The sequence below is a fragment of the Pseudodesulfovibrio halophilus DSM 5663 genome (assembly GCF_059568665.1).
Genome location: NZ_JCANTV010000009.1, coordinates 114,069 through 133,257, shown reverse-complemented (window position 1 = coordinate 133,257; position 19,189 = coordinate 114,069). Strand labels below are relative to the sequence as shown.

Annotated in this window: 19 protein-coding genes and 1 tRNA gene; 13 read left to right on the top strand and 7 right to left on the bottom strand. The window is 57.6% G+C overall.

The features are described 5' to 3' along the window. Positions 1-6 precede the first annotated feature (6 nt). The 8 genes from BR24_RS05370 (at position 7) to BR24_RS05335 (ending at position 7,966) form a co-directional block, all read left to right on the top strand. Complete coding sequence (locus BR24_RS05370) at positions 7-1,356, top strand: cobyrinic acid a,c-diamide synthase CobB (protein WP_496540482.1); 1,350 nt, start codon at positions 7-9, stop codon at positions 1,354-1,356. Positions 1,357-1,365: 9 nt separating this feature from the next. Further along, positions 1,366-2,541 carry a DNA polymerase IV gene (gene dinB, locus BR24_RS05365; protein ID WP_496540481.1) on the top strand — a complete coding sequence of 392 codons (1,176 nt, stop codon included), beginning with the start codon at positions 1,366-1,368 and terminating at the stop codon, positions 2,539-2,541. 73 nt (positions 2,542-2,614) lie between these two features. Next, positions 2,615-3,880 carry a hypothetical protein gene (locus tag BR24_RS05360; RefSeq protein ID WP_496540480.1) on the top strand — a complete coding sequence of 422 codons (1,266 nt, stop codon included), beginning with the start codon at positions 2,615-2,617 and terminating at the stop codon, positions 3,878-3,880. Between the two features lie 80 nt (positions 3,881-3,960). Then, complete coding sequence (locus BR24_RS05355; RefSeq protein ID WP_496540479.1) at positions 3,961-4,131, top strand: hypothetical protein; 171 nt, start codon at positions 3,961-3,963, stop codon at positions 4,129-4,131. A gap of 6 nt (positions 4,132-4,137) precedes the next feature. After that, positions 4,138-4,590 carry a flagellar export protein FliJ gene (gene fliJ / locus BR24_RS05350; protein ID WP_496540478.1) on the top strand — a complete coding sequence of 151 codons (453 nt, stop codon included), beginning with the start codon at positions 4,138-4,140 and terminating at the stop codon, positions 4,588-4,590. Further along, entirely contained in the window at positions 4,502-5,176 is a 675-nt protein-coding gene (locus tag BR24_RS05345; RefSeq protein ID WP_496540477.1) for a MotE family protein, read from the top strand. The genes fliJ and BR24_RS05345 overlap by 89 nt, the downstream gene beginning before the upstream one ends. Before the next feature lie 2 nt (positions 5,177-5,178). After that, the gene (gene truA / locus BR24_RS05340) at positions 5,179-6,009 is read left to right on the top strand and encodes a tRNA pseudouridine(38-40) synthase TruA (protein WP_496540476.1); all 831 of its coding nucleotides are present in this window, start codon (positions 5,179-5,181) and stop codon (positions 6,007-6,009) included. Beyond that, complete coding sequence (locus BR24_RS05335; protein WP_496540475.1) at positions 5,945-7,966, top strand: hypothetical protein; 2,022 nt, start codon at positions 5,945-5,947, stop codon at positions 7,964-7,966. Before truA ends, BR24_RS05335 begins: the two co-directional genes overlap by 65 nt. Here BR24_RS05335 and BR24_RS05330 read toward each other — a convergent pair whose 3' ends face one another. Both BR24_RS05330 and purM read right to left on the bottom strand, forming a co-directional pair. Further along, complete coding sequence (locus tag BR24_RS05330; RefSeq protein ID WP_496540474.1) at positions 7,967-8,839, bottom strand: mechanosensitive ion channel domain-containing protein; 873 nt, start codon at positions 8,837-8,839, stop codon at positions 7,967-7,969. A 12-nt stretch (positions 8,840-8,851) separates the two neighbouring features. Further along, the gene (gene purM / locus BR24_RS05325; protein ID WP_496540473.1) at positions 8,852-9,913 is read right to left on the bottom strand and encodes a phosphoribosylformylglycinamidine cyclo-ligase; all 1,062 of its coding nucleotides are present in this window, start codon (positions 9,911-9,913) and stop codon (positions 8,852-8,854) included. 191 nt (positions 9,914-10,104) lie between these two features. Between purM and BR24_RS05320 the strand changes: the two genes are divergently transcribed. From BR24_RS05320 to BR24_RS05305, 4 genes are all read left to right on the top strand, one after another. After that, positions 10,105-10,458, top strand: coding sequence for a hypothetical protein (locus tag BR24_RS05320; RefSeq protein WP_496540472.1), 354 nt, complete (start codon positions 10,105-10,107; stop codon positions 10,456-10,458). Positions 10,459-10,465: 7 nt separating this feature from the next. After that, positions 10,466-11,482 (top strand): AmmeMemoRadiSam system radical SAM enzyme, encoded by a 1,017-nt coding sequence (gene amrS, locus BR24_RS05315; RefSeq protein ID WP_496540471.1) that lies wholly within the window; start codon positions 10,466-10,468, stop codon positions 11,480-11,482. Between the two features lie 42 nt (positions 11,483-11,524). Continuing rightward, positions 11,525-11,601 (top strand) — tRNA-Pro (locus BR24_RS05310). Positions 11,602-11,689: 88 nt separating this feature from the next. Then, positions 11,690-13,420, top strand: a complete 1,731-nt coding sequence (locus tag BR24_RS05305; RefSeq protein WP_496540470.1) for a DUF6538 domain-containing protein — start codon at positions 11,690-11,692, stop codon at positions 13,418-13,420. A gap of 69 nt (positions 13,421-13,489) precedes the next feature. Here the strand turns inward: BR24_RS05305 and BR24_RS05300 are convergent, their stop codons facing one another. The 3 genes from BR24_RS05300 to BR24_RS05290 all read right to left on the bottom strand — a co-directional run bounded on the left by BR24_RS05300 (position 13,490) and on the right by BR24_RS05290 (position 15,831). Further along, the gene (locus BR24_RS05300) at positions 13,490-13,918 is read right to left on the bottom strand and encodes a BRO-N domain-containing protein (protein ID WP_496540469.1); all 429 of its coding nucleotides are present in this window, start codon (positions 13,916-13,918) and stop codon (positions 13,490-13,492) included. Positions 13,919-14,835: 917 nt separating this feature from the next. Then, the gene (locus tag BR24_RS05295; RefSeq protein WP_496540468.1) at positions 14,836-15,102 is read right to left on the bottom strand and encodes a hypothetical protein; all 267 of its coding nucleotides are present in this window, start codon (positions 15,100-15,102) and stop codon (positions 14,836-14,838) included. Between the two features lie 159 nt (positions 15,103-15,261). Continuing rightward, positions 15,262-15,831 (bottom strand): recombinase family protein, encoded by a 570-nt coding sequence (locus BR24_RS05290; protein ID WP_496540467.1) that lies wholly within the window; start codon positions 15,829-15,831, stop codon positions 15,262-15,264. A 763-nt stretch (positions 15,832-16,594) separates the two neighbouring features. Here BR24_RS05290 and BR24_RS05285 point away from each other — a divergent pair. Next, a complete protein-coding gene (locus BR24_RS05285) occupies positions 16,595-17,941 on the top strand; it encodes a transposase (RefSeq protein ID WP_496540466.1) in 1,347 nt (448 codons plus the stop codon). Here BR24_RS05285 and BR24_RS05280 read toward each other — a convergent pair. Beyond that, positions 17,927-18,322, bottom strand: coding sequence for a type II toxin-antitoxin system VapC family toxin (locus BR24_RS05280; protein WP_496540465.1), 396 nt, complete (start codon positions 18,320-18,322; stop codon positions 17,927-17,929). The genes BR24_RS05285 and BR24_RS05280 overlap by 15 nt on opposite strands. 2 nt (positions 18,323-18,324) lie before the next feature. After that, positions 18,325-19,125 (bottom strand): hypothetical protein, encoded by an 801-nt coding sequence (locus BR24_RS05275; protein ID WP_496540464.1) that lies wholly within the window; start codon positions 19,123-19,125, stop codon positions 18,325-18,327. Positions 19,126-19,189 lie beyond the last annotated feature (64 nt).

The following is a 19,189-nucleotide window of genomic DNA, read 5'->3' as shown; positions in this document are numbered from 1 at the left end:
GGGCGCATGTGCCGGGGATTCGTCATAGCCGGAACGCACAGCGGGTGCGGCAAGTCTTCGGTCTCGCTCGGGCTGATGAAGGCCCTTGCGCGCAGGGACCATGCCGTGCAGCCCTTCAAATGCGGTCCCGACTTCATTGATCCCGGCCACCACGCTCGTGCCTGCGGGCGCCCCTCGGTGACGCTCGACGGCTGGATGCAGGCTCCCGCCATCATCCCCGATATCTTCGCCCGCCGAGCCGGTGACGCCCGTGTCGCCGTGGTTGAAGGCGTCATGGGCCTGTACGACGGCGCGTCCGGCAGCGACGAGATCGGCTCCACGGCCCAGCTCGCCAAGATTCTGAACCTCCCGGTGGTATTGGTAGCCGACGTGCGCAGCATGGCCCGGTCCGCGGCCGCCCTTGTTTCCGGCTACGTGAATTTCGACCCTGACGTGAACGTGGTGGGGGTGGTGCTCAATCGCGTGGGCAGCGCCAACCATGAAGATCTGCTGCGTGAGGCCATGGAAACGTCCGGGATTCCGGTGCTCGGTTGTCTGGACCGTGACGAGGACATCGCCGTGCCATCAAGACATCTCGGCCTTCGAACTGCCGACGAGGAAGACGAGGGCGTGTACGACCGTCTCGCGGACTGGGTGGAGCGCGGCATAGACGTGGACGGGCTGCTGGAGCGGATGCCCGAACGCTCCTTCGCTCCGGTCGAGGACGTTGCGCCGCCGGCGCCCTCGGTGCGCATCGGCGTGGCCCGCGACGAAGCCTTCTGTTTCTACTACGCCGAAAACCTGCGCATGCTCAGGCTGGCCGGCGCCGAGCTGGTGGAGTTCTCCCCGCTGCACGACAAGCGCCTGCCCACGGAGCTCGACGCTCTGTACATCGGCGGCGGCTACCCGGAGCTCTACGGGTTCGAGCTGGGCCAGAACTCCAGGATGCGCAAGGACGTCCGCGCCTTTTCGGAAAAGGGAGGCGTAATCTACGCCGAATGCGGCGGGTTCATGTATCTCATGAACGATCTGGTGACCGAACGCGGGCGCTTCGCCATGTGCGGCGTGTTTCCTGTGCGGGCCGCCATGAACGATCGCCGCAAGGCCCTCGGCTACCGGGAGATAACCGCCCTCAAGGACTGTCCGCTCGGCCCGCGGGGCACCGTGGTCCGGGGGCACGAATTTCACTACTCCTCCATCGAGACGGCGTTTCTGCCGGACGCCATGCCAGCGATTTACGCCACCGTGGACCGCAAGGGGCACGCCGCCGGGTGCGAGGGCTTTCTCATCAACAACACGCTCGGCTCGTACGTCCATCTGCACTTTGCCAGCAATCCGGACATTGCCGGGCACCTCGTGGCCGCCGCGCGCGGCTGATCGCGACCCATGCAGCAGTGGATCATGCACATCGACATGGACGCCTTCTTCGCGTCCGTGGAGCAGCAGGACAATCCGGCGCTCCGGGGGCTGCCCGTGGCAGTGGGCGGTGACTCGGACCGGGGCGTGGTCTCGGCCGCCTCCTACGAGGCGCGCAAATTCGGTGTGCGCTCGGCCATGAGCGTTGTCCAGGCCAAGCGGCTGTGTCCGCATTTGAAACTCGTGAGCGGCAGCCGGGGGCGGTACAAGGAGATCTCCGGGCAGGTCATGGGCGTTCTCGGCGAGTTCTCGCCGCTAGTGGAGCCCGCGAGCATCGACGAGGCCTATGTGGACGCCACGGGGCTGGAGCGGCTGTTCGGTCCGGTGGAGGACATCGGCAGGCGCATCAAGCAGCGCGTGCGGGAGGAAACCTCTCTGACCTGCTCCGTGGGCATCGCGCCGATCCGCTTTCTCGCCAAGATTGCCTCAGACCTCGACAAGCCCGACGGCCTTTCCGTGATCCGTCCTGAACAGATGGAGCAGTTTCTGCGGGAGCTGCCCGTGGGCAAGGTGCCGGGCGTGGGCAAGCGCGGGCTGGAAACCCTGCGGCGCATGAACGTGCATCACTGCGGCGATCTGCTCAGGCAGCCGCGCGAATACTGGGAGGAGCGGCTCGGCAAGTGGGGCGGCGTACTGCATGACCGTGCGCGCGGGTATGACCCCAACGGCGTGCAGCGGCCCGGGGCGGCCAAGTCCAGCAGCGCGGAGAACACCTTCGAGAAGGACACCACCGACCGCGAGACCTTGCGCAAGTGGCTGTTGGCCCAGTCCGAGCGAGTGGGCGCGGACCTGCGGGCGCACGGCTACAGGGGACGTACCGTGACCATCAAGGTCAAGTTCTCCGACTACCGCAGCGTGACCCGCAGCAAGAGTCTGAACAAGGCCACCGATCACACCAAGACCATCTACGACGTTGCCGTGGAGCTGCTGGACGCGCTGACCCTGCGCCTTCCCGTGCGGCTGATCGGCGTAGGCGTCTCCAACTTCGGGGACAAACCGAGGCAGCTTTCCCTGTTCGACGAACCGGAAGAGGAAGCGACCGGAGGCGGTCTGGACAAGGCCGTGGATTCCATACGCAAACGGTTTGGAAAGGAGGCGCTGCTGCGCGGCGACCTGCTCGATTATCGCAGGCGCGACAAGGAATAGCGCCATGCTGCATCTTGCCAAGCTACAGGAAGATGCATATTGTCTCAGGTGTCCATCAAACCCGGAGACGAGAATGAACGTAAAAAGCCTTCTTCCGGCCATGCGCCGGTTTTTCTTTTATTCGGCGCTTTGTTGCGCCGCTCTCCTGAGTCTTCCCGCAACGGGCGCTGCCGAACCCCGCGACGTCAAGCTGGAGAAGTACGGTGAGGACCTCGCTCCCGAGATCAACGCCGGGCTGGAGCATCTCTTTCAGGTGCTCAACGACCCTGCGGTGAAGCTCGACGAGGCGAGGGTGGCGCCGCTGGCCCAGTATGTTCTGGACTGCGACGAGGACCCGAGGGCCTACGAACCCGATGAGCGCACCGGACAGGGCATCGTCTACAAGACCGATCTGGACCAGCCCATGGAGAAGGTCATCCGCTACCTGTACGACCCGGAAATCCCCAACTACGTGATGGTGCCGAGCGTGCTGCGCGTGTCCGGCTGGTATCCCGACAGCGAGATATTCGACCTCCGGGAGGGCGTCTGGAGCCGCCTCGACAGCGACGAGCCGTTCATGGTGCGCGGTCGCGAGTTCGAGGAGTGCACCCCGGACTCCTTTGCCGGGGCCTACTACCGCTACGACCTCAAGCGGATGATCGTGGTCTTTCCGTATGAAGGACGCCGCGTGCTGTTTTCCATCTCCGAGCAGGACGGCAAGTCCGCGCCCGGCAAGAAGGGGGCCATCATCGACGACTCCCAGTGGCGGTATTTCTACTCCGGCATCGAGGGCATCGACAAGGGGCTCATGAGTTGGATGGACACCTACATGTACGGCTCCTCCTCGATTCAGGTCTTTACGGATCTTCCGGACGGCGGCACGCGAAACGTGCTCTTCAAGTGGCTCGACGCCGGTTGGAGCGGAATAAACGTGGTGCGCCGGACACACATTTTCGAGGGGAGCATGCGTTTTTCCGAGGCGTTTCAGTCGGTGATGGAGTCCGAGAGGCTGCCGGACTCCGAGGCGCTCGCCGGACTGATCCGCGACGTTCACGAGATGCCCGAGGCGCGCATGGATTCGCTCGTGGCTCAGTATGCGGTCAATTTCGAAAAGGCCTGCGCCGACCATGAAAAGATGGACGGCGGCGACTTCGAGGACATCATCAGCGGCGGAACCTATGCCGAGGTGCTGGACCGCGAGGCCCGGATCGGTATACTGGTGCTGGAGAAGCTCAAATCCGCGCTGGGCATGAAGACCCTCGTGGACGTGGGCGCCACGCCGACAACCGCCGAGGCCGAGGGCGGCGAAAGCGTCGCCGAGCCTGTTGCCGCCGTGCCGGAGGTCGTGCCGGAAGGGTAGCGTCCCTGTCGGACGAATTTTGACGGCGGCGCGGACTCCTTGCGGAGAACGCGCCGCTTTTTTCAAGAAAGGGGGAAGCCATGCTGCTGCCGGAAAGCGAAGCAAAGTTCAAATTCTGTCCGCTGCTGAAGACCAGCGACGACAAGCTCAAGATGTGCATGGGCTCTCAGTGCATGATGTGGCGCTGGGGCGACAACGACAGGCAGAGCGGCTACTGCGGCGTTTCGGGAAAGCCCGTGGCCGGGAGCTAACGGCTCATGGCGAAGAAGTTTTCCTTCAGGCTGGAGCGGGTGCTCGACCTGCGCGCGCAGCTTGAGGATCAGGCCCGCATGGCCCTTGCCAACGCGCAGGCCGAATACGATGAAGGGCAGCGCAACCTTGAAATGTTGCAGGAGCGCCTTTCGGGGCACATGGCCAAGCAGGCGGAATCCCGCAAGTCCAGCGGCGACATGTGGCTGTGGGAGAATTACCGCAGGGCGCTTGAAAACGATGTGGCCGAGGCCCGCGTCAGAATGAAGAGCTTGGCCCGCGCCTTGCAAAAGGCCCGGCAGGATGTGGTGGACCGCTCCCGCGACAAGAAGCTGCTCGAGAAACTCAAGGAAACACAGGCCAGGAAGCATGATGAAGAAGAAAGTAGCCGAGAACAAAAAGAAAACGAAGAAATGTCAACGCTTCGGTTCCAACCTTCGGATTTCGAAAATTCTTCTTAGCCTGATCTTTCTGGCGCTCATCAAGCTGGCCGTGTTCGGTCTCATGGGCGTCGACTCTCTGACGGCTCGCGTCACCGAGGCCGTCATTCCGTCGCCGGCACCCACCGAGGCCATGGCCGCCGAGGACGAGGACAACGCCGACGAAGAACAGCCCGCCGAGGGAAGCGGCCAGTCCGAAACATCCTCGGACAAGCCCGCCGACATGAGCGTTACCGACTGGAAGACCCTGAAGCGCAAGGAAGAGGAACTCGCCAACCGCGAGCGCGAATTGCGCGAGCTGGAGGCCGGAATCAAGGCCCAGATGGCCGAGCTCAAGGAACTGCGCAAGCAGATCGGCGACATGCTCGACGAGGCCAAGAACCTCAAGAACAAGAAGGTCCGCCAGCTCGTGGACATGATCTCCAACACCAAGGCCAAGAAGGCCGCCAAGATTTTGGAGAACATGGAGGAAGACCTTGCGGTCAAGGTGCTCTCAGGGATGCGCGGACGGCAGGCGGGCGAGATACTGTCCTACGTGGAGACCAAGAAGGCCGCCACGCTCTCGGAGCGGCTGACCAATCTCCAGATTCCGTTCGAGGACAACTAGCGGTGACGAGAATCCGTCTGGTCGTGGCCTACGACGGCGGCGGGTTCTGCGGCTGGCAGCTCCAGCCTGAGGACCGCACCGTTCAGGGCGAACTGGAGGAGGCGGTGGCCCGCCTGGTCGGCGAACCGGTGCGCCTGCACGCTTCCGGCCGCACCGACAGCGGGGTGCACGCCACGGCGCAGGTGGTGCACTTCGACGTCCCGGATTCACGGGCCGACCTGCCGTGGACTCGCGCTCTCAACAGTCTCACCGCCGATGATGTGGCCGTGCTGAGCCACGAGACGGTGGCCCCCGATTTTCATGCGCGCTTCGGCGCGGTCTCCAAGACCTACGAGTATACCCTGTGGCACCGGCGGCGGTTCCTGCTGCCCCAGCGCCGCCGCTTTGTCTGGGACTGCGGCCCGCTGGACTTCAACGCCCTCGGCATGGCCGCCGAAGTCCTTCAGGGGCGACACGACTTCAGCGCTTTCCAGAACGTGGGCACCCCGGTCAAGGACACGGTGCGCACCCTCGAACCGCTGGAACTGCTCCCCGGCATCACCCCGCACGAGACCGTGCTCCGGTTCACGGCCGACGGCTTCCTGAAACAGATGGTCCGCAACCTTGTGGGCTGTCTGGTGGAGGCGGGCAGGGGTAAACTTTCCCCGCGGGACGTCCGATCAGTCCTGTACGAAAGGGACAGAAAGGCGGCCCCGGCAACGGCCCCGGCGCAGGGGTTGTCGCTGGTGCGCGTGCTCTATCCCGGATTCGACAGCGGGGAGGCGGCAGGTGTCGGAAACGACCATCATATGGGGCCCGGCGAAGCCCATCGATCAGGACAGGTTCGGCACTGACCGGCTGCGCCCGACCACGCCCTCGTCCGAAGCCTTCGACACCTACCAGCAGGCGGACTTCGCCTCCCGCTACGAGCGCCTCTCCCCGGTGCTCGGAAAAAGCCTGACCAACCGGCTGTTGGCCTTCCGTGACGCCATCGACGCCTTTGCCTATCCCAAGGACGACATGCCCCTGTTCAAGGGACGGCTCGCCGTGCGCGGCGAGGATGTTCAGGACAAATATTCGGTAGACCTGCCCAAGGACGGCGAAGCGCTCTCCTATTACAAATATCTTTCGTGGGGACTGGACAAAAACGCCGCCACCGACCTCGCGGCGGGCGAATATCAGGTGGACCTGAAGCTCGGTGACGAAGAACAGCGCCTGACCTTCAACGTGGGCGAGGACTGGACCAACGCGGATCTGGCGCAGGCCTTCGCTGACGGAGTCAACGGCTCCACACTGGGCGTTCGCGCGCACCTGTTGGATCAGTCCTACCCCGGACAGGAGGTGCCGGGACAGCTCGCCACCGGGCTTTCCGTTGCGCTATCGGTCAATGCCGCGCGGGAGGAGCAGGACGTCTCCCTTGCCAACGCCAAGGGGCTCATGCTTCAGGAATTCGACTTCCGCGCCGTGAATGATCCGGTTGGACCGGCGGATACGGGGCGGTATCAGCTCTCGGAGGCCACACCCGGACGTGAGTCGGTTTTTCGCACGGCAGTGTTCGACCCGGGTGCGGACAATACCATGAATCCGGGCGAATATTCCTTTGACTGGTCGCTCGGGGAGGAGTCGGGCACGTTCTCCGTTGCTGTCTCGGACGGAGACACGTGGCAGGACGTTCTGGACAGGCTCGTGTCCGAAGCCAACGGTTCGCAGGAACAGTTCACGGCCGAGAAAAAGACCGTGGACGCCCCAGTGTATCAGGACGGGCGGACTCTGAGCCGCGAAGAGCAGCTTGTGGAGTTCTCCGCGCTGAACCCCAAGGTGGAGGAGCGGCTTTCCATCAGCGGCGGCGGGCATCTGCTCGATGGAGAATTCTCGGTCTCCGAGACCTTCGAGGGCGGCTATGCGGCTACGGTGAGCGAAGACCAGTACGATGCATACAGCACCGGCACCCGGCTTCGGGTGTCATCTTCAGATACCCTGCCGGGCGGCCTCTCGGCCGACACCGACTACTACGCCGTGCGACTGGATCCGGACCAGTACGGATTTCGCATCGGCTTTGCCGCCAGCCTTGCCGACGCCGAGGCCGGGAATACCATCGGCCTGACTTCGGAAGGGACTGGCGATCTGAGCATCGAAACGCAGGGAACAGGCACCGAGATTTTCGACATCGCCACGGCGTGGCCCGGGACCGACACGCGCATTCGCGCTGAAGGCACCGAGCGGACGCTGGAGGCGGGCGGGCTGTTGTCGTTGGACGACGGGCGCGTCACCGTGGATGTGGCGGATTCCTTTTCCGGCACCCTGCCGTTTTCCGTGGTGGAGCCCATGGAACGCATGGAGCGCACGCTGGGGGACGCGGTCTCGGAGTACAACAACCTGCGTTCGTTCATCCTTTCCAATCAGGACCTTTTCCGCGACACGCTGGCGGAGCAGTGGCGCGGTCCGTTGCAGTCCCGCATGGACGTGCTGCAGCACGCCGGGTTCTCCGAGCTCGGGGAGCGCAAGCTGCTTCAGGTGGCGTTCGACGACCTGTTCGCCCGAATTACGGCCGATCCGCAGGAGATGCGCGAAACACTGGTGGGCGAGGACGGGCTGCTGCCCGCATGGCACTCCGAGGTGGAGTCGGTGTTGCAGGACCCGGATTCGTGGCTCGTGCCCGAGACCTCGGTCACGGACGACCTCTATCCGCCCCCGGAGCCGCTGACGGAGATCGCGCTGGAGACCAAGAGCCGGCTGGTGGACACGCTGGACGATCTCGGTACCGAGCCGACTTCGCCCTTCGGAGGCGGGCTGGTAAACATGAAGGGCTAGCTACTTGAAGGCCAGCGGGATGGACGCGTTCTCGAATGCGTCGAGGATGCGCTCCAGCAGTTCGTTTTCGCTGTCGCGCCGGGAGCGGGGCTTGCAGAGGTAACGCAGGGTCAGCTCGTATCCCGCATCGGTGACTTTCAAGTAGACCTTGGGCGTGAGCCGCCGGAAGATCATGAACTCGTCGTCACCCACCGGATCGGGCGGTTCGGGCTGTTCCAGAGTCGCTGCGTAGGCTTCTGCCGCGCCGGTCATCAGCTCGCGGGCGCGTTTCCAGTCGCCCTCCGGCGCAACGGTGAGCGTCAGCTCGTTCCAGATGAAACGAAAGCCCTTGAAGTAATTGAGAACCGGCGTCGTGAGCACCAGCGCGTTGGGAATCCTCGCCATGCGGCCGGTGCTCTGGTCCGCCTTGACCCAGTTGCCCACCTCCACCACGGAGAAATACAGGATGCCTTTTCGGGTGACGTCGCCCACCACGTCGCCCACCTGCACCCGGTCGCCGATGCTGAACAGCTCACGCCAGATGATGACCCAGAAGGCCACGAAGTTGAGGATTATCTCCTTGCTGACGATGGTCAGGCCCACGGCGATGATGCCGAGGAAGGTCAGGAAGTTGTGCAGTCCCTCGAACCAGATGCGAATGACGGCGATGCCGATGATGAGGTAGGCGAAAAGGCCGACCCACCCGGCCAGCACCGTGAGCCGCTGGTGATTGTTCAGCAGCCGCGCCGCCGCGGCCAGCAGGATGCGCTTGAGTCCGAACACCACGACCACCGCCAACGCCGTGGCCGCGAGTTTGGCCATGGAATCCGGGAGGGTGCTGCCGTGAACGCCCAGGTTCAACTGCAGGTGATGGAAGAACTGGTTCAGGTCCATGAAGGGACCATACTACTCAAGGCCGCTTATTTCCACCTGTTCGATGTGCTCTCCGAGCTCGCGGACCTCGCCGATCTGCCACGCGTCAGCGCCGGTCTCGCCCAGACGGTCCAGCACCGCGTCGGCTTCGTGCTCGGGCACCACGAAGATGTAGCCGATGCCGCAGTTGAAGATCTGCAGCATTTCGGGCCACGACAGGCCGCCTTCCTCGCGGAGCCAGTCGAAGACCGGAAGCATGGGCCAGGAGCCGAACTCGATGACCGCGCGGGTCTTTTCCGGCAGCACGCGGGGCACGTTGTCGTAGAAACCGCCGCCGGTGACGTGCACCATGCCCTTGACGTCGGCCATGCCGAGCACTTCGAGCACGGCGGGAGTGTAAATACGGGTGGGCTCCAGAAGCACCTCGGCCACGGTCTTGCCGTTGCCGGGGAAGGTGTCTTCCGGCTTGAGGGCGGAAGCGTCAAAGAGCTTGCGAACGAGGGAGAAACCGTTGGAATGCACGCCGCTGGAGGCCAGCCCGATGAGTACGTCGCCGGGCTCGATGCGTTCGCCGGTGACCAGCCTGGGCTGATCCACCATGCCCACGGCAAAGCCGGAGAGGTCGTACTCGCCGTCGGGGTAGAAGCCGGGCATCTCCGCGGTTTCCCCGCCCAGCAGGGCGCAGCGGGACTGCTTGCAGCCCTCGGCAACGCCTTCCACCACCTTCTCCGCCACGCCGGAGTCGAGCTTGCCCGTGGCGAAGTAGTCGAGGAAGAACAGCGGGGTCGCGCCCTGAACCAGCACGTCGTTGACGCTCATGGCCACCAGGTCGATGCCCACGGTGTCGTGCTTGTCGAAGTCGAAGGCCAGCTTGAGCTTGGTGCCCACGCCGTCCGCGCCGGAGACGAGGATGGGGGCCTCCATGCCCGCGATGTCCGGACGGAACAGGCCGCCGAAGCCGCCGATGCCCGTGAGAACGCCGGGAGTGTGCGTCGCGGCAACGAGGTCCTTGATGCGTTTGACGAATCGGTTCCCCTCTTCGATGTCCACCCCTGCTGCGGTGTAGGCTTCGCTTCGCTTGGCGCTGTCGCTCATTGCTCGTGCTCTCCGTTTGCTGATTGTTGGCGTTGCCGAGGGTTATAGGGATTTGCGGCCCGCTTCGCAAGGCCCGGGTACGGTTCGTGCAATGATTTTCCCGGGCGTCGGAAAACCGTCCGGGTTGTCTCACGCCGCAAAAGGCGTATCATGGAGCAAATCAAGGCAGGCCATGCTGTCCGGGAGGAATCATGCGCAGGTTCATTTTGGTGTGGATCGTTGTTCTGAGTGTCGCGGGCGCAGCCTACGCGCAAGGGAAATTTCCCAATAAGGATACGGCGAAGGACCGCCGCGACCATGCGTGGGGGACGAGCAGGAGCCACACGGGCTCCACCATCGGCTTCGGCAAGGACGATCAGGGCGACGACACCACCGTACTCGACTCCGGCCCGAAAAAGGAACCCGTGGACTGGTACGACAAGATCATCATCACGGTGAATCCCGATACCAAATGGCCCCAGAGCGGCACCGAGAACTCCACTACCACCACCTACGACAACTCCACGGACACCGAAACCACCACAACCACGACAAAAAGCTGGTAGGTGCCAGATGACCGAAGCAAGACTGTGGAAAGCGCTGGACGACGGACGGGTGCAGTGTCGACTGTGCTCGCATTTCTGTCTCATCGAAGACGGCAGGCGCGGCCTCTGCGGCGTGCGCGCCAACCGGGGAGGGGCGCTCGAAACCCTTGTCTACGACCATGTGGCCGCGCTGGGCGTGGACCCGGTGGAGAAAAAGCCCCTGTATCACTACAAGCCCGGCACCACCACGCTCTCTTTCGCCACGCAGGGGTGCAACTTCTCCTGTACGTTCTGCCAGAACGCGACCCTTTCGCAGGCTCCCAAGTCCGGCGCCGAGCCGCGCGGGGAGCGCGCCACGCCGGAGCAGCTGGTTCAGGCCGCCGTGGACAACGGTTGCGAGAGCATCTCCTATACCTACTCCGAGCCGACGGTCTTTTTCGAGCTCATGCAGGACACCGCGCGGCTGGCACACGAGCGAGGCCTCGCGAACATCATGGTCTCCAACGGATTCCAGAGTCCGGAGTGCCTTGTCGAGCTCGACGGGCTCATCGACGCGGCAAACATCGACCTCAAGGCGTTTTCGGAGCCGTTCTACCGGGACATCGTGGGCGCCAAGCTGAAGCCGGTGCTCAAGAACGCCAAGCGCATCAAGGAGATGGGCTGGTGGCTTGAAGTGACCACGCTGCTGATTCCGGGCAAGAATGACGACGAAGAGGAACTCAAGGGGCTTGCCCGCTACATCGCCAACGACCTCGGCACGGATACCCCCTGGCACCTGTCGCGGTTCCACCCGGACTACCACATGCGCGACGTGGCTCCCACTTCGGTGCCGGGTCTGGAAAAGGCATGGAGCTTCGGGCGCGATGCAGGGCTGAAGTACATCTACATCGGTAACGTCCCGGGGCACGATTACGCCAAGACGCGGTGTCCGGGCTGCGGCGAGGTGGTGCTGAATCGTGCGGGCTTTTCGCTTTCGTTCAGCGCCGTGAACGACGGACGGTGCAGCGCCTGCGGCGAACGCATAGAGGGCGTGGATATGCCATGACGCTTGCGCTTCCTTCAGGTTTCGCGTAGGAACACCACCGCTCGGGGCGTGGCGCAGTTTGGTAGCGCGCCAGTTTTGGGAACTGGATGCCGGGAGTTCAAATCTCTCCGCCCCGACCATAATAAAAAATAGCCTTTGATCTTGGTAATGTACTGAGTTCAAAGGCTTTCTTTTTGCCTTTGGTACAGACAACTGGTACAGAAAGGCATGGAAGACATGGCAAGACAAACCCACCTCGTCCGGCGTGGAACCAAGTGGTATTTCCGGTGTGCTGTTCCCACTGACATCATCGACACCTTCGGTAGGAAAGAGCTGAAGAAGTCCCTTGGAACCTCTGACTACAGCGAAGCCCTGAAGTTGGTACGCGCTGCCTCTGCTGAAGCTGAAAGAATGTTTGAAGAGCATCGTCGTATGCTCAAGGCACAGTCACTACCACCTCTCAAGGAACTCTCCAAAGAAGACATAAGAAAAGTGGCGGATACTTATTACGCCTTTCTACTTCAGGAGGACGAGGAGACACGCAACGATGATGCTCCATTTGAAGGTTTTTATGAAGGTGAGGAACTGGAATACCCTGCCAAGACTTTTGAGGAACATGTAGAAGACACAGAGATTACTGAGTCTATGAACAGATACTACCAACAGCGAGGGAAGGTAAACCCGTTCTACATGGATGAAGCTGAGGAGGTATTGTCTTGGTCTGGCATTCGTCTGGAAAAGAACTCACCAAGCCTGAAGGCAGTAGCCAGACAGCTTCAAGCAGCATCTCTGAAAGCTATCAAAGCGATCAAAGAAAGGAACGAAGGCGGTGTGGTAGAAACTCCTGCTACCGAAGTCCTGTCTCCATACTCACTTGCTCCACCGCTTTCTCAGGCAAGGGACGAGTGGTTCAAGGTAAAAGCAAGGGAAGGCTCATGGAGTAACCCACGGACCAAGGACCAGCATCTTACATGGACCAATCGTTTCATAGGCATCATTGGTGACAAGCCCATTGACCAGTACACAAAAGCTGATGGTCGAAAGTTCAGGGATATTGTTTCCAGCCTTCCCAAGAACATGGAGAAGTACAATGTCCTGAAGGGGTTGCCATTAACGGCGATTCCTAAGAAGGCGAAAACTCTTGGCTTGGAACCTATGTCGAGGGCCAACGTCAACAAATATATCACTGGCGTATCGGCTCTATGGAAGTGGATCAGCAAGAACTACGACGAGAGTCCTTCAAATCCTCTTGAGGGGATGGAGTACAGAATCAAGACCAACCCGAGGAAGGAGCGTGATCCGTTTACCACTGAAGAGTTAAACACCATTTTCCGGTCTCCTGTGTTCACTGGGGCCAAATCCTACAAGCAATGGAGGAAGCCGGGAGAGTTTGTGATGGATGGTTCATACCGCTACTGGATTCCTTTGATAGGACTGTTTACTGGTATGCGGCTTGGTGAGATATGCCAGATGGGTGTAGAGGATATTCGTGAGGAAGATGGTATCCACTACTTCGACATCCACAAAAGAAGGGAAGGTATGAGCTTGAAGACTCCTCATTCTGAGCGACAGATACCTGTCCATCCTGATTTGGTGAAGATGGGCTTCATGGAATACGTCCAAAAGCTGGAAGCAGAGGGGCAAGAAAGGCTTTTCCCTGACTTGAAGATAAGTAGCGAAGGATATTACTCCAAGAACGCTTCTATGCACTTTCAACGCTTCTTCAAGTCCATAGGAGTGAAGCACCGTAAGAACTGCTTCCATAGTTTCCGGCACTGCTTTGAGGACGCTTGTCGTGACTCAGATATTCCGGGAGAACAAATGGATTCCTTGCAGGGCCATACGCAGGCAGGCCAGCGAAAGAGGTATGGCGATGGCTACCATCTCCAAAAACTCAACGAGAGCATGCAGAAGCTTCGCTACCGTGATCTGGATTTGAGTCATTTACACCGGAAATAAGGGATGATGGCTATCTTGTAAGCTCTACAACTACCATCTCAGGCTTCCATATTTGGCTTCTGACGCATTCTAACAGTGCGAGGCTACCCATGGTTCATCTGAGATGGTACGGTCAGCAATCTTCAAGGCCTTTGCCATGATGGTCATTTCATCATCACCACCATCTTTGCTGACAGGGATGTAGCCACCCGTTTTACGAATGGCAGGAAGGACTTCAGAGGTAATCCATTTCTTGAAGCGTTTGGCTTCAGGCTTGCGAGAGCGCAGGATCAGAGAGTACAGGCCGGATTCGTTGATGATGAGGGACGGACGACCTCCACGATTCCCAATGTGGATAGTATCCACCTCATCAGCATCAAGCACCTTGCGAACATCACGGGTTTCAGTCCCAAGCACATCACACACATCCTTGGCAACGAACCACGGCTCACCCTTCTCATCACGAAGAGTCCGTACTTGCCCCAGTGTGTCATTGGTAAAGACAGTTATTTCATTCATTTTCTTCTTTTTCTTTTTCTTGGTTATTGGTTATTGGGGAACGAAGGAAGTAGTTCAGGATGTTCCACCTGTTCCAAGACTTCCTCACAGAACTCACGCCACAGCTTCCAACGATGATTCCACCGCTGAAGAATGATGTTCCGCAGAGTCTTGTAGTCTACACGCCAGACTTCGGGTTGCATTGCTTGTCATGAGTCGTTTTTGAAAAACTGATTTGTAGGACTTTCCCAAGTACTCCCCTACATGGAGAGTGTAAAAGTGTTAAAGTTTTAACACTCAAACCTTCAGCATTTACACCCTCACAGAGGTATGGAATAGAAAAAAAGCAGGAGGGTGGCTACTCATTTCTCTCTCCCTTCTCTCACCCAACTCAGGTAAATTGAAGGAAAGAAAGATAGGCGGTCCTGCTTCGTCGTGTGATCTGTCTTTGAATTACTGAGGGTGTAGAGGAGGAATAAGGGAATATGAGTAGATAGAATGAAGGGAATGTAGACAGAATGTTAATAAGGGATAGTTGCTATACTGAATAAGGGAGTGATAACAGGGAATGTAGGCATATGTAGACAGGGAGTGTAAACAGGAGTGTAGACATATGTAGATATACTGTTAACATATGCAGCATTCCTTTCTCCCATCCCTTTCCACTCCGTCCTATAGTGAAGGGGTCACCTTAATCCATTGAGATAATGAAGATTTCTCTGATGGTGAAGTGTAGGCTTGAGAGGGGGCGGCTGAAGCATGTTTGCCGTGATGTGGCCAAAAACCCTCAACCACCCTCTCAGACTTCCATATTTAGCTTCTAAAGCATTTTAAGCTCTTCGGCTACACATTGGTCAGAGTGGGTAGGCAAAATCCCTTAGAAGCCAAATATGAGCGAATTGCAGCAAGGTAATCTGTAGTGACTACCTCCGTAGAACCTACACTTCCTTTCCTTCAAGAATCTGGACTGCCCGTTGAATGTAGTTGCTCATGGTTTCAGTCATCTCCCTGTCCAGTTGCACAAGCTGCTTCCATTGATTCTCTGTCAGCTTGTCAGATTCGTAGCATACATCTCCACCAGCTTTTGAATTGATGACTACGCAGCCTTCACTTGATTCGTAGTCGATGAAGGTTTCCATGTGGTCATAGAACAAGCGGCTGCTGGTGCAAGGGCCATGTGAATCAGTGTCGATGGTAACAAGCATTTGAACAAGTCTCCCTGAGTGAATGTTAAACGTACAATATGAAGAACCTCAGACAAGAGTGGTGCTTGTATCACAAGATTTTCTCTACGTCTCGTTGGTTTCTACTTGGATACTCAGGTTTCTACTTGGATACTCAACCTCTCTTGATCCCTTCACCATCTACAAAGCAGCTTTCTTGATACGCTGTACAGTCTTGGTTGAGCATCCGAGCTTACGGGCAATGGAAGCATGGCTCATACCCTCAGCAAGCAATCCCTTGATGGTATCCTTGTCGTAGCTGGGCTTGCGTCCGGCGTACTTCTCAGGGGATTCCTGTTTGGCCTTGGCAATTCCTGCAAGCTGCCTTTCTTTCCTGAGATTGGTTTCAAACTCTGCGAACACGCCAAGCATCTGAAGAAAAGCCTTGCCGCTTGCTGTACTGGTATCAATGCGCTGATCCAACACCTCAAGGTCTGCTCCCTTGGCCTTCAGGAAATCCACAATGCTCAGGAGATCACGCATGTCACGGGCCAGACGATCAAGCTTCCAGACTACCAGCTTGTCACCTTCCCCTATCATCTCAAGGATTAGCTCCAGCTTCTCCCTTCCTTTGCGTGTAGTCCCGCTGCCTTTCTCTGAGCGTATGACAGCGTTAGGGTATGCTTTCCTCAGTGCTTCCTCTTGCATAGTGGTATCTTGGTCGAGCGTAGAGACACGGCAGTAGGCGAAGATCGTACCTGATTTGGACATTACGGATAAGCTCCTGCTGAGGTTGTACCAACGTCCATATGTGGACATTACGGTTTAGACCCTAACAGCAGACATGGACATTTGCAAGACAAAACAACCCTAATGTCTATGCCTTGTCCACTGGTCATGAGGGTGTACCCAAATGTCCACCATGGGCAGTAGCTTGGAAGGATCAGGTGGAGGCATGAACGGCTAAAGACTCTGCGAGTAACAGCCGTGGGGGGATACTATGCCGAGGGCCGAACAGTAGGAAAGATGACAGACGAAGAGCGGAGCAAAGGAAGTAGTGTAGCAAGCACCCAATGGGGGGAAGTCAGGGCAGACGAATAACGTACATACCCTCTCACATTTTTTTGTGTTTGTTTTTAGTGGGTCAGGGAGAGAATGAGGAGGCAGAAGCTATGAAATATCATACGTATTTGCCCTGACCGTATCCTACATTAAATCTGAATCCATTGGTCGTCCGAGCGTGGGAGTGAGTGCAAAAAAAGATGTGTATTTCAACTTTAAATCAAGCTACTCCGTCTTGCCCTTCAGAATCCCTTAAGCCTTCTATCGGGAGAGGGATTTCCTTAGCAGGAACAGTAGGCATATCAGGAGCTATTAAATACCGACCAGCCAATTTTTGGAACTTGTTGTCGTAGGTGTAAAGCTTGTTGGCTTTAGTTGCGAGGGCAGTACCCAATATCGTACAGTCAGCCTTGACTGGCTGTTGAAAAAGTCCATCAAATCGACGACAATCTCCCGAAGCGAAGGGGGGCTCATGGCTTTGGGGAAACAGGGTGATCGCGGTGGGAAAATGTTCTTGTCTTGGGATGAGATTCCCAAGTCACCCGGACATGTCTTTTATGACCGCCTACAGTCGGTTTTGAATAAGGCTGGATTCGATAGCTTTGCAGAAGAGCTCTGTGCCCCGCTATACGCCTCGCGCAGAGGTCGCCCTTCGATTCCTCCAGGACGTTATTTTCGCATGCACTTGGTCGGCTACTTCGAGGGCATCGACTCTGAACGTGGAATTGAATGGCGTTGTACCGATTCGCTTTCCCTTCGCGAGTTTCTTCTTTTGGAGACAGGTCAGTCAGTGCCGGATCATTCAAGTCTGAGTCGAATTCGTTCCCGTCTTCCTTTGGAGCTGCATCAAGAGATTTTCACATGGGTTCTCGACGCTATTACCCAAGCTGGCTTGGTTCAGGGTGAGCGCATCGGCGTGGATGCCTCCACGATGGAGGCAAATGCAGCCATGCGAACCATCGTCCGCAAGGACACAGGCGAAGGCTACCGTCAGATGCTGCATCGTATGGCCAAAGAAAGCGGCATGGATACCCCGACAAACGAAGACCTGTCCCGCATGGACCGTCAGCGCAAAGGCAAAAAGACTTCCAACAAGGATTGGGAGTCCTCAACCGATCCCGAAGCCAAAGTCGCACGAATGAAAGATGGTCGTACGCGTCTGGCGTACAAGCCGGAACACGCTGTGGACTTGGATACCGGCGCGGTGGTTGGGGTAGATATTCACCCGGCTGACCAAGGCGATACCAAAACTCTGGGTGAAACACTTAAAACCACGAAAGCGAACCTGAAAGCCACCGGAAAAAGCCCGTCTCCCAACAGTCCGGCAGAACTCGTCGCAGACAAAGGATATCATTCTCGTGCTGTTTTAAAGGAACTAAACGACGGCCCTTGGAAGACACGAATCGCCGAACCGAAACGCAAAGGTCTCAACTGGTGGAACGGGGATCATGATGCCCGGCGTGCCGTGTATAACAATCGAATACGTCTTGGTTCTGGCAAGGCGCGCGAGTCAGCGAAGTGCCGAACCGAACTTGCCGAACGAAGCTTTCAACACACCCTTGATCGGGGTGGTATGCGCAAAACATGGCTGCGTGGCCGGGAAAACGTCGAAAAGCGCTACCTGCTCCACGTCGCAGGCTTCAATCTCGGTCTGCTCATGAGAAAGCTGATCGGGTATGGCACCCCGAAAGGGGCAGCAGATGCTTGGGGAGTTGTTTTCTTCGGGTGTTGGGTGAAATCAAGCTGGATATTGGTCGTTTTCGCGGTTCATAAAGATCGCCCCGAAAGCTTTCTGCCGGTTGCTTTAGTCTGCAAATGAGTCCGTGGAAACACAGAAAAATGGATTTTTCAACGAGCTGTTGAACTGCTTACGGACCATACCCATCTCAGTCAGTGCATCATAAAGGCCGTCAGCCTTGGTCTCGCGCCAAATTTTACCGTAATGCTTGGCTGCAAGACTATCAAAAGGAGCAACCTTGATATGACGTTGAATCTCCTTGCGTATGGCGTTGTGAGTACTCTTCGGGACGCCACAGAACATTTCTGCAAGGGTAACGCTTGAAATGTATAGGTCAGCCTTTTGTCTCTCCAGATCAGAAATCAAGTGCTTGGCTTTAGGTACCAGAAACTTCTGACTCTCTTTCGCCTGTCCGAGTATGGCCCAAATCATAATCTGGGTATCAATAAAAACTATCGACATACTCACTCCCGCCGCAAGTCTTCCACAAAGGCGTTTACATCATCAATCTCCTCAAAGAAACCACCTATCTTTTGAGTCAACTGATCGAACGCTTCAGTGAGTGGCATTTGATCGTAGTCCAATATTTCAATAAGCTTGAAGCTCTGTAAGGAGCCATCATCATTTTCCCACTGGGCATATCCGCGTAGTCCCACCCAGGAGTAGATTTTTTTACCGAAATCAGGAGCCATGTCATAGGAAATACTGACTTGAAAGCGCGTACCATCTGATTGTCGCAACCAGACAGCAGGGCTACTGGCACCACCAACACTTTCAACCTTTCCGTAAATGGTGGTTTCGCCTGTTAATGGTGCGTCTTTGACTATTTTGAGTATTGTCGGAGGTCGGACAACAGCATTGGGCCGCTTGTTATCAGAGTGAAGTCTAAACTCGGAATTGCATTCATACTTCAGGGAAAACTCTTCAACCCTCTGTATTGACTTAGCAACCTCACTGGGGAACTCAGAGCGATCCTTAGTTTTAATCGCCCTTAGCATTTCTTTCATGGCTGGCTTCACAGCAGCTTTACCACTCTCACCAATGGGCTTCAGTTCAACGGCAGCACAGCCTTCCTTGATACCTACCAAGCTGATGCCCAACCCATTTTCAAGAATAGGTGTGGACTCTTTCTTGACGATAGCAATCAGCCCCTCCTCAAGTGATTGCAGCACTTGGGCAAGGTCTTTGATTCGGATGTTATCCGGGTGAACGTCTTCACTGTTGAACTTGATCTGGAATCGATCCGAGCGGGGCCGTTTTGCCATCTTTTCACCTAATCCTTGACTGTCCTATTCGATTTTGAATAGCCCAATCCAACATCTATCGCAA

What these genes read in the sequence shown, in the direction of transcription:
- BR24_RS05370 (WP_496540482.1), top strand. Translation starts at nt 7, where the DNA reads ATGTGCCGGGGATTCGTCATAGCCGGAACGCACAGCGGGTGCGGCAAG.
- dinB (WP_496540481.1), top strand. Translation starts at nt 1,366, where the DNA reads ATGCAGCAGTGGATCATGCACATCGACATGGACGCCTTCTTCGCGTCC.
- BR24_RS05360 (WP_496540480.1), top strand. Translation starts at nt 2,615, where the DNA reads ATGAACGTAAAAAGCCTTCTTCCGGCCATGCGCCGGTTTTTCTTTTAT.
- BR24_RS05355 (WP_496540479.1), top strand. Translation starts at nt 3,961, where the DNA reads ATGCTGCTGCCGGAAAGCGAAGCAAAGTTCAAATTCTGTCCGCTGCTG.
- fliJ (WP_496540478.1), top strand. Translation starts at nt 4,138, where the DNA reads ATGGCGAAGAAGTTTTCCTTCAGGCTGGAGCGGGTGCTCGACCTGCGC.
- BR24_RS05345 (WP_496540477.1), top strand. Translation starts at nt 4,502, where the DNA reads ATGAAGAAGAAAGTAGCCGAGAACAAAAAGAAAACGAAGAAATGTCAA.
- BR24_RS05330 (WP_496540474.1), bottom strand. Translation starts at nt 8,839, where the DNA reads ATGGACCTGAACCAGTTCTTCCATCACCTGCAGTTGAACCTGGGCGTT.
- purM (WP_496540473.1), bottom strand. Translation starts at nt 9,913, where the DNA reads ATGAGCGACAGCGCCAAGCGAAGCGAAGCCTACACCGCAGCAGGGGTG.
- BR24_RS05320 (WP_496540472.1), top strand. Translation starts at nt 10,105, where the DNA reads ATGCGCAGGTTCATTTTGGTGTGGATCGTTGTTCTGAGTGTCGCGGGC.
- amrS (WP_496540471.1), top strand. Translation starts at nt 10,466, where the DNA reads ATGACCGAAGCAAGACTGTGGAAAGCGCTGGACGACGGACGGGTGCAG.
- BR24_RS05305 (WP_496540470.1), top strand. Translation starts at nt 11,690, where the DNA reads ATGGAAGACATGGCAAGACAAACCCACCTCGTCCGGCGTGGAACCAAG.
- BR24_RS05300 (WP_496540469.1), bottom strand. Translation starts at nt 13,918, where the DNA reads ATGAATGAAATAACTGTCTTTACCAATGACACACTGGGGCAAGTACGG.
- BR24_RS05295 (WP_496540468.1), bottom strand. Translation starts at nt 15,102, where the DNA reads ATGCTTGTTACCATCGACACTGATTCACATGGCCCTTGCACCAGCAGC.
- BR24_RS05290 (WP_496540467.1), bottom strand. Translation starts at nt 15,831, where the DNA reads ATGTCCAAATCAGGTACGATCTTCGCCTACTGCCGTGTCTCTACGCTC.
- BR24_RS05285 (WP_496540466.1), top strand. Translation starts at nt 16,595, where the DNA reads ATGGCTTTGGGGAAACAGGGTGATCGCGGTGGGAAAATGTTCTTGTCT.
- BR24_RS05280 (WP_496540465.1), bottom strand. Translation starts at nt 18,322, where the DNA reads ATGTCGATAGTTTTTATTGATACCCAGATTATGATTTGGGCCATACTC.
- BR24_RS05275 (WP_496540464.1), bottom strand. Translation starts at nt 19,125, where the DNA reads ATGGCAAAACGGCCCCGCTCGGATCGATTCCAGATCAAGTTCAACAGT.